Source organism: Roseococcus thiosulfatophilus, assembly GCF_017311575.1.
GTDB lineage: Bacteria > Pseudomonadota > Alphaproteobacteria > Acetobacterales > Acetobacteraceae > Roseococcus > Roseococcus thiosulfatophilus.
In genome coordinates this window covers 1-7,889 of record NZ_JAFFQY010000034.1, presented here as the reverse complement: position 1 = coordinate 7,889, position 7,889 = coordinate 1, and the positions used below count along the sequence as shown (strand labels likewise).

Annotated in this window: 9 protein-coding genes and 3 pseudogenes; 9 read left to right on the top strand and 3 right to left on the bottom strand. The window is 70.0% G+C overall.

Going from position 1 to position 7,889, the window contains the following annotated elements:
- From JTN19_RS13130 to JTN19_RS13100, 8 genes and pseudogenes are all read left to right on the top strand, one after another.
- The coding region (locus JTN19_RS13130) for an ATPase, T2SS/T4P/T4SS family (protein WP_206933499.1) at positions 1 to 386 on the top strand (386 nt) is incomplete at its 5' end.
- On the top strand, positions 383 to 703 hold the full coding sequence (locus tag JTN19_RS13125) for a TrbC/VirB2 family protein (protein WP_206933489.1): 321 nt from the start codon (positions 383 to 385) through the stop codon (positions 701 to 703). The genes JTN19_RS13130 and JTN19_RS13125, both read left to right, overlap by 4 nt.
- On the top strand, positions 703 to 975 hold the full coding sequence (locus tag JTN19_RS13120) for a VirB3 family type IV secretion system protein (protein ID WP_206933471.1): 273 nt from the start codon (positions 703 to 705) through the stop codon (positions 973 to 975). Before JTN19_RS13125 ends, JTN19_RS13120 begins: the two co-directional genes overlap by 1 nt.
- Positions 976 to 982: 7 nt before the next feature.
- Positions 983 to 1,714, top strand: a pseudogene (locus JTN19_RS13115) (conjugal transfer protein TrbE); the annotation flags it as partial.
- A gap of 19 nt (positions 1,715 to 1,733) precedes the next feature.
- A pseudogene (locus JTN19_RS20185) lies at positions 1,734 to 2,120 on the top strand (type IV secretion system protein); the annotation flags it as partial.
- A gap of 48 nt (positions 2,121 to 2,168) precedes the next feature.
- Positions 2,169 to 3,086: a P-type conjugative transfer protein TrbG gene (trbG, locus tag JTN19_RS13110; protein WP_242531132.1), complete on the top strand. Its 918-nt coding sequence runs from the start codon at positions 2,169 to 2,171 to the stop codon at positions 3,084 to 3,086.
- Positions 3,083 to 4,243 carry a TrbI/VirB10 family protein gene (locus JTN19_RS13105; protein WP_206933450.1) on the top strand — a complete coding sequence of 387 codons (1,161 nt, stop codon included), beginning with the start codon at positions 3,083 to 3,085 and terminating at the stop codon, positions 4,241 to 4,243. The genes trbG and JTN19_RS13105 overlap by 4 nt, the downstream gene beginning before the upstream one ends.
- Before the next feature lie 3 nt (positions 4,244 to 4,246).
- Complete coding sequence (locus tag JTN19_RS13100; RefSeq protein ID WP_206933448.1) at positions 4,247 to 4,504, top strand: DUF2274 domain-containing protein; 258 nt, start codon at positions 4,247 to 4,249, stop codon at positions 4,502 to 4,504.
- Here the strand turns inward: JTN19_RS13100 and JTN19_RS13095 are convergent.
- Together JTN19_RS13095 and JTN19_RS20590 are read right to left on the bottom strand one after the other, a co-directional pair.
- Positions 4,483 to 5,169: a LysR family substrate-binding domain-containing protein gene (locus JTN19_RS13095; RefSeq protein WP_242531131.1), complete on the bottom strand. Its 687-nt coding sequence runs from the start codon at positions 5,167 to 5,169 to the stop codon at positions 4,483 to 4,485. The genes JTN19_RS13100 and JTN19_RS13095 overlap by 22 nt on opposite strands.
- A 39-nt stretch (positions 5,170 to 5,208) precedes the next feature.
- Positions 5,209 to 5,430 (bottom strand): annotated as a pseudogene (locus tag JTN19_RS20590) (helix-turn-helix domain-containing protein); the annotation flags it as partial.
- Between the two features lie 292 nt (positions 5,431 to 5,722).
- On the opposite strand from JTN19_RS20590, the gene JTN19_RS13090 reads away from it, so the two are divergent.
- On the top strand, positions 5,723 to 7,108 hold the full coding sequence (locus tag JTN19_RS13090; RefSeq protein WP_206933444.1) for an MmgE/PrpD family protein: 1,386 nt from the start codon (positions 5,723 to 5,725) through the stop codon (positions 7,106 to 7,108).
- On the opposite strand, the gene JTN19_RS13085 is transcribed toward JTN19_RS13090, so the two are convergent.
- A partial coding sequence (locus JTN19_RS13085) for a zinc-binding dehydrogenase (protein ID WP_206933443.1) occupies positions 7,098 to 7,889 on the bottom strand: 792 nt, incomplete at its 5' end. The two genes, JTN19_RS13090 and JTN19_RS13085, sit on opposite strands and share 11 nt — an antisense overlap.

Sequence of the window (7,889 nt, the reverse complement as noted above, 5' to 3'; positions counted from 1 at the left end):
ACCTGGTCGCGCTGCGCACCAAGGACGGTGTCGCCTCGCTCTCCGAACTCGTCCGCCGCGCGCTGCGGCTGCGCCCCGACCGCATCCCCATCGGCGAGGTGCGCGGCGCCGAAGCGCTCGACCTCCTCAAGGCATGGGGCACCGGCCACCCCGGTGGCATCGGCACCATCCATGCCGGCTCCGCCCTCGGCGCGCTGCGGCGCCTCGAGCAGCTGATCCAGGAAGCCGTCGTCACTGTGCCGCGCGCGCTGATCGCCGAGACGATCGACGTCATCGCCGTGCTCGCCGGCCGCGGCGCCGACCGCCGCCTTACTGAGCTCGCCCAGGTCCGCGGCCTGACCGCAACCGGTGACTACGACCTCACACCGACAGGAGACACCCCATGACCTCCACGCTGCGCACGCGCCTCGCCGGCGCGGCCGCCTTCACGCTGAGCCTCGCCCTCGCGGCACCCGCCCATGCCGCCGGCTCCAACATGCCCTGGGAGCAGCCGCTGCAGCAGGTGCTCGAATCCATCGAAGGCCCGGTCGCCAAAATCATCGCGGTGATCATCATCATCGTCACCGGCCTGACGCTGGCCTTCGGGGACACCTCGGGCGGCTTCCGGCGGCTGGTGCAGATCGTCTTCGGGATCTCGATCGCCTTCGCGGCGTCGAGCTTCTTCCTGTCGTTCTTCCAGTTCGGCGGCGGGGCGCTGATCTGATGACCGCGCCGGCCGATCCCCTCCCGGGCTTCTCGGCGACGGTGCACCGCGCACTGATCGAGCCGATCCTGCTCGCCGGCGCGCCGCGCGCAGTCGCCATCGCCAACGGCACGCTCGCGGCGGCGATCGGGCTCGGGCTGCGGCTCTGGGTCGCGGGCGTGCTGATCTGGCTGGTTGGGCACCTCGCCGCGGTCTGGGCCGCGCGACGGGATGTGCAGTTCGTGGAGGTGGTGCGCCGGCACCTGCGCTACCCGGCCTGGCTGCGCGCGTGAGCCCTCGATGCTGAACCTCGCCGAATACCGCCGGAAGCCCCAGACGCTCGCGGACTTCCTGCCCTGGGCCGCCCTGGTGGCGCCGGGCGTGGTGCTGAACAAGGACGGCTCCTTCCAGCGCAGCGCCCGATTCCGCGGCCCGGACCTGGACAGCGGCACGCCGGCCGAGCTCGCGGCGACAGCCGCGCGGCTGAACGGCGCGCTGCGGCGCCTCGGCTCGGGATGGGCGGTCTTCGCGGAGGCGCAACGCATTCCGGCGCGCGGCTACCCCGCCAGCACCTTCCCCGACCCTGTCTCGGCCCTGGTGGACGCCGAGCGCCGCGCCCAGTTCGAGGAGGCCGGGGCGCATTTCGAGAGCAGCTACATCCTCACCTTCGCCTGGCTGCCGCCGGCCGACGATGCCGCCCGCGCCGAGGGCTGGCTCTACGAGGGAACGCAGGGCGTCGACGCCGCGACCGGCCGCGAGGCGCTGCGCGGGTTCGTCGACCGGACCGACCGCGTGCTCGACCAGATCGAGGCCTTCGTGCCGGAGGCGCGCTGGCTCGACGATGCCGAGACGCTGACCTTCCTCCACTCGACGGTCTCCACCCGCCGCCACCTGGTCCGCGTGCCCGAGTCGCCGATGCATCTCGACGCGCTGCTGGCCGACCAGCCGCTGGTTGGCGGCCTCGCGCCGCGGCTCGGCGACGCGCATCTGCGGGTGCTGACCATCATCGGCTTCCCGAGCGCGACCTTCCCCGCAGCCTCCGGGACGTGCCATGAACGGCACCGGCGTCATCGACCGCTTTCTCGACGTCTTCACCCGCTACATCGACAGCGGCTTCGGTCTGCTCGGCGGCGAGGTGGCCTTCCTCGCCGCAACGCTCATCGTCATCGACATCACCCTCGCCGCGCTCTTCTGGGCCTTGGGCGCGGACGACGACATCATCGCGCGCCTGATCAAGAAGACCCTCTTCGTGGGCGTCTTCGCCTGGATCATCGGCAACTGGAATTTTCTGGCCCAGGTTATCTTCGACAGCTTCGCCGGCCTCGGCCTGGTCGCCTCGGGCTCCACCATCACGGCGCAGCAACTGCTCCAGCCCGGCCGCGTCGCGCAGGTCGGCCTTGATGCCGGGCGGCCGCTGCTGCAGGCCGTCTCCGGCCTCATGGGCTACATCTCGTTCTTCACGAACTTCGTCCAGATCGCGATCCTGATGTTCGCCTGCGCCTTCCGCCCTCCCGAGATCAGCTACGACGACGAGCCGATCCAGGCGACGCAGATCCCCGAGCCGCCAAGGCCCGTGGAGATTGTCGAGGTGCCGACGCCTCTGCCCCTGCCGGGCCAGCTTCAGCGCATCCCGCCGTCGCGCCGGACGCCCGAACCGCCCGATCCGACCGTGCGCGTCAACCAGGCGAATACCGCCGCGCGCGTGCAGCCGGTCCGCGCGGGCTTCATCAACGCGGTGCAGGTCTACCCCTTCACGCCGGGCGCGCTGTATCAGGTCTACACGGCGCCCGGCCAAGTCACCGCCATCATGCTGCAGGAAGGCGAGACGCTTGTGGGGAACGGCCCGGTCGCCGCTGGCGACACGGTCCGGTGGATCATCGGCGACACCGAGAGCGGCACCGGCCCGACGCGACGGGTGCACATCATCATCAAGCCGACGCGCCCCGACCTCACCACCAACCTCATCATCAACACCGACCGCCGCACCTACCTGCTGGAGCTGCGCTCGACCGAGCGCACCTACATGGCCTCCGTCTCCTGGCAGTATCCACAGGACGCGCTGATAGCGCTGCGCCGGCAGAACGCCGCGGCGCCGGTGGAGCAGGGGCTCGATCTCGCGCGCCTGCGCTTCCGCTACGACATCGAGGGCGACAGTCCGGCTTGGCGGCCGCTGCGCGCCTTCGACGACGGGCGGCAGGTCTTCATCGAGTTTCCGCGCGGCATCGGCCAGGGCGAGATGCCGCCGCTCTTCGTCATCGGGCCGGAGGGCGAGGGGCAGCTGGTCAACTACCGCGTCCGCCAGAACTTCATGATCGTCGACCGACTCTTCGCCGCCGCCGAGCTGCGCCTCGGCGACCGGCAGCAGCGCGTGCGCATCGTCCGCACCGATGGCCGCGCGCGATGAGTGGGGCCGCGCCGGAGCGGGGCGGGAGCGAGCGCGACATCGCCGCGGCGCTGCGCCTGCGCCCCGACCCGCCGCGCGTGGTGCGGCTCTCCCGGCGGGTGCTGATCGGGCTTGGCGTCGCGGCCGGGCTCGGCATCGGGGCGGCGCTGATCGTGGCGCTCCAGGGCCGCAGCGGCGGCGAGGGGCCGCGCGAGCTCTACAGCACCGACCGGAACCCGCAGGCCGACGGCCTCGCGAGCCTGCCGCGCGACTATGCTGGCATCCCGCAGCTGGGGCCGCCGCTGCCGGGCGATCTGGGACGGCCGATCGTGCGGGCGCAGGAGCGTGGACAGCCGGTCGTGCCGCCGGCAATGCCGGCCACTGTCGATCCGGCCGAACAGCGGCGCATGCAGGAGATCGAGGCGGCGCGTACGAGCCGGCTCTTCGTGCAGGTCGAAGCGCGCGGCGAGCCGCGCGGTATTGCGCCCGCCGGACCGCTGGCAGCGGATCCGGGTGCGATGCTGATCGGTCCCGACGCCACCGACCGGCGGCTCGCCTTCCTCGGTGGGCCTGCGGACCGTCGCACGACCTCGCCGGACCGCCTCCAGACGCCGGCGAGCCCCTTCGTCATCCAGGCCGGCAGCGTCATCCCCGCGGCGCTGCTCACCGGCCTCCGCTCCGACCTGCCGGGGCAGATCACCGCCCAGGTCACGGCGAACGTCTTCGACAGCCCGACCGGGCGGCACCTGCTCATCCCTCAGGGCGCGCGCCTGATCGGCGCCTATGACAGCCGTATCAGCTTCGGACAGCGCCGCATCCTGCTCGTCTGGAACCGGCTGATCCTGCCCAACGGGCGCTCCATCGTGCTGGAGCGCATGCCCGGTGCCGACGAGGCCGGCTACGCCGGGCTCGAGGACGGCGTGGACTACCACTGGGGGCGGCTCTTCCTCGCCGCCGGGTTGGCGACCCTGCTGAACCTCGGCCTGGAACTCGGCCGCGACGACGAAAGCGACATCGCCCGCGCCATCCGCGAGAGCGGCCAGGACACCGTCGGCCGCGCCGGCGAGGAGATCGTCCGCCGGCAGCTTTCCGTCCCGCCAACGTTGACCGTGCGACCCGGCTTTCCGGTGCGCGTGATCGTCCACCGCGATCTCGTGCTCGAGCCGTATGGAGGCTGATCCATGCCGAAGCTGAAGCTTGGCCCGATCCCCGACGACCGTCCGGTGAAGCTCAGCGTGGAACTGCCGGCCGAGCTTCACCGTGACCTGCTCGCCTACGCGGAAGCGCTCTCACGCGAGACGGGGCAGCAGGTCGAACCGACGAAGCTCGTCGCGCCGATGCTGACACGGTTCCTCGCGAGCGACCGGGGGTTTCGCTCTGCACGCCGGCCCGCGCCTCGATCGCGCGGGCCACAGGCTCAGCCAGCGCGCGATCTCTGAGTCGCGCGCAGTTGCGCCAGGAACCGACGCAAGGCGGGGTTGTCGCGCTTGGGGTCCCAGTACGCGGCGGCCTCTACCATGGTCGGCCCTGCTCCATCGCCGACAGGTCGGAATACGACGCCCGGATAGGATGCGCCGGAGGCAGATTCCGCCAGCACCGCAACGCCGAGGCCGGTGCCGACCAGGTTGAACATGCCCTCCCGACTCACATCGTGCGGCGCGAACCTTGCAGGCTGCCCGCGCGGCAGCAGGTTCTGGACAGTCGCACGCACCTCCGGTCCAGAGCCGCGAGAGGCGACGATGAAGGTTTCGCCGGCGAGGTCCTGCCAGAGCACCAAGCGGGCGTCGGCAAGCGGATGTGGCTCGGGCAGGGCCACCATCCCGGCCTCCTGCCAGAGCGCCAGACGGTCCAGGCCCGGTTCGTCATGCGGCCCGAGGAGGATCGCAACGTCCGTCCGGCCGCGACGCAGGTCGCTCAGGAGCTCCTCGCGATCGCCCTCGATCACCGACAGCTCGACACGGCGATGCCGCCCGGCGAATCTCAGCAAAGCATCGCGAAATCGCCCAGTCGAGGCCGAGAAATAGGTCCCGGCAACAAGGCGGCCTACGAGGCCCGAGCCGGCGGCTCGCGCTGTGCCGGTAGCACCATCGAGCTCGGCCAGCATACGACGTACCGCCTCAAGGAACCGCGCTCCGGCAGCGGTCGCCCGAACGCCCGAAGACCGCCGCTCGAAGATTGATACGCCAATGAGGTCCTCAAGTGCCCGGATGCGTCGGCTGACCGAAGAAGGGGTCATCTGTAAGTGCTTCGCGGCAAGCCTTACACTCCCGAAGTGGTCGACCACAGTGGCGAGCGTGAGCGACCGTAGGTCGGTCGAACCTCTTGGATCCCTCAATAGGCCACCGGCGTCACGGTCATCTTCCATCGAACTTGCCCCGGTCGGAGGCGAACCGACGGGCGGTCCCAATTTCGCTTGCCGAAAGCTGGGGGCGCGCGGCTATTCGGAGGTGCCGGATCCTGGTCGGCGGAGCGCGCGCCATGTGCCTCGCCTCATTGGCTTCGTGGAATGTCCATCCGCACGGTACAAACACCTGCGTTTGGGTTCGACAATGCGCACAGATGTGGAATGGATCTTGCTCAGCCATCATAGGCGTAGGGCCAAGTAGTAGTGGCTTCCCGGTCGATCCCAACGCGTCCGGCTGCAGGAGCATGAGAGGTTGAACGCTGCAACGACGGGTAGGTCGGACATCGCGCCAACGCAAGCGCTCGCTGACTTCACAAGGAGTCTCTCGTGGCCCGATGTTCCTGCGGTAATTCGCCACGCCGCACGACGCAATCTCGTCAACGTCCTGGCCTGCGCGCTTGGCGGCCGGGCCGACCCTGCGATCGCGGCCTTCTCCACCGCGCTCGCGCCGATGGCCGGCGCAGCGATCGCGACGGAGATCGGAGCGGATCGAACAGATGCGGGGACGGCTGCCTTCATCAATGCCGCCGCCGCGAACGTGCATGATTTCGACGACCAGCACCTGCCGACCGTGATGCATCCGGGTCCCGTCGTTGTCGCAGCGGCGCTCGCCGCCGCGGAACTGACCGGGGCAAAGGGGGAGCACCTGCTGACAGGGATCATTGCGGGCATCGAGGTCGCATGCCGGATCGGCAACGCGGCGTCGCCCGGCCACTACGCTGCCGGCTTTCACATCACGGCGACCTGTGGCGTCTTCGGCGCGGCGGCGGCGACGGCATCGATCCTCCGCCTCGACGCAGCCCGCGTTGTCTGGGCTATCGGACACGCCGCCAGCCAGTCTGCCGGCCTGGTGGAAGCGCTGGGAGCGGCCAGCAAGAGCACCGGCGTCGGCGCTGCCGCGCGGGGCGGGCTGCAAGCCGCATTGTTTGCTGCCGCCGGCATTGCGGGTCCGGCTGCTCCCCTTGAGGGGCAATTCGGCTTCCTGTCCGTGATGGCGCCAGCGGCCGATGCCGGCCAGATCACGGCCGAGCTCGGAACCCGATGGGAAATCCTGCGGAACGCGCCAAAGGCCTATCCGGTGGGGGTCGTGCTGCATCCCGTCGTCGATGCGTGCCTCGCGTTGTTGAAACTGGATGGCTTCACCCTGGACAAGCTCAGCCGGCTTGAGCTTCGAGGACACCCGATGCTGCGTATGCGCGCGGATCGACCGGATATCCGAACCGGACGGGAAGCCACGGTCTCGGCGCAGCACGTCGCGGCCGCGGCTCTGCTGAAGGGCGGCGTAGGGCCGGCCGAGCTGACGGATGCAGCGGTGGAGCATACGGAAATCCGCGCTCTGCGAAGCCGCATCTTCGTCCGTGACGATGCGGATTGCCGCGTAGAAGCCGTCACGCTCCTCGCCGAAAGCACCTGTGGCACCGCATGGCGGGTGCATGTGCCGATGGCGCGCGGCCTGCCTGACAGGCCGCTCAGCGACGCAGAACTCAACGCCAAGGCAGGCCTCCTGATAGGACTGGGCGCGCCCTGGTGTGACCCTCACGGAGTGCTGCAACTCGCGTGGGGCGCGGAGGATCTGCCATCGCTCGCACCGCTGTCGGCGGTGCTGCGCCGTGACGGGCCGCTTCGCGTCATTCCATGATGCGCAGCAGCGTGCGCTCACCACCCCCTCCCGCCGCCAATCCCACAAGGGCTTCACTGGTCTGTGCCAGCGGCAGCACACGCCCGATACGCGGTGCCAGGGCGCCGCTCTCGTAGAGGCGAAAAAGAAAGCGCCATGCCGAGACTACCCTTTCCGGGGTGCGTTCACGGTAGTCCGACCATTGTAGGCCAAGAACGGCAATATTCTTCAGCAGCAAATAATTGGCACGGATGTGTGGGATGTCGCCGGCAGCGAAGCCCACGATCACGAGTCGTCCGCTCCAGGCAAGGCAGCGCAGCGCGGCCGAGGTGGCATCGCCGCCGATTGGATCGACCACAAGATCTACTGGCCCGCCGCATGCGCTGAGCTCGTCGCGGAGAGTATCGCGCACTGCAGGCCTATCAAGCCGAAGCACCGCATGGGCACCCGCCTCGCGCGCGAGTTGGGCGCCAGTATCGGTACGGACGGCACCGATCACCCGCGCCGCCCCCAAGGCCCGCGCGATCGCCACGGCCGCGAGGCCGACGGCCCCCGACGCGCCAAGCACGAGCACGCTTTCGCCAGCCTCGATCCGCGCCCGCACGGTCAGGGCAAACCAGGCCGTTTGTGCCGCGAGGCCCAGCCCCGCTGCGTCGAGCGACGAAACATGCTCCGGCACAGGGGCTAGCACGGCTGCGGTGGCGAGCGCGCGCTCGGCAAAGGCCCCACGCTCCATGGCGGCGATGACGCGCGTGCCGATTGGTGGCCCTTCGGTGTCGGGACCTAGCCCGGAAAATTCATG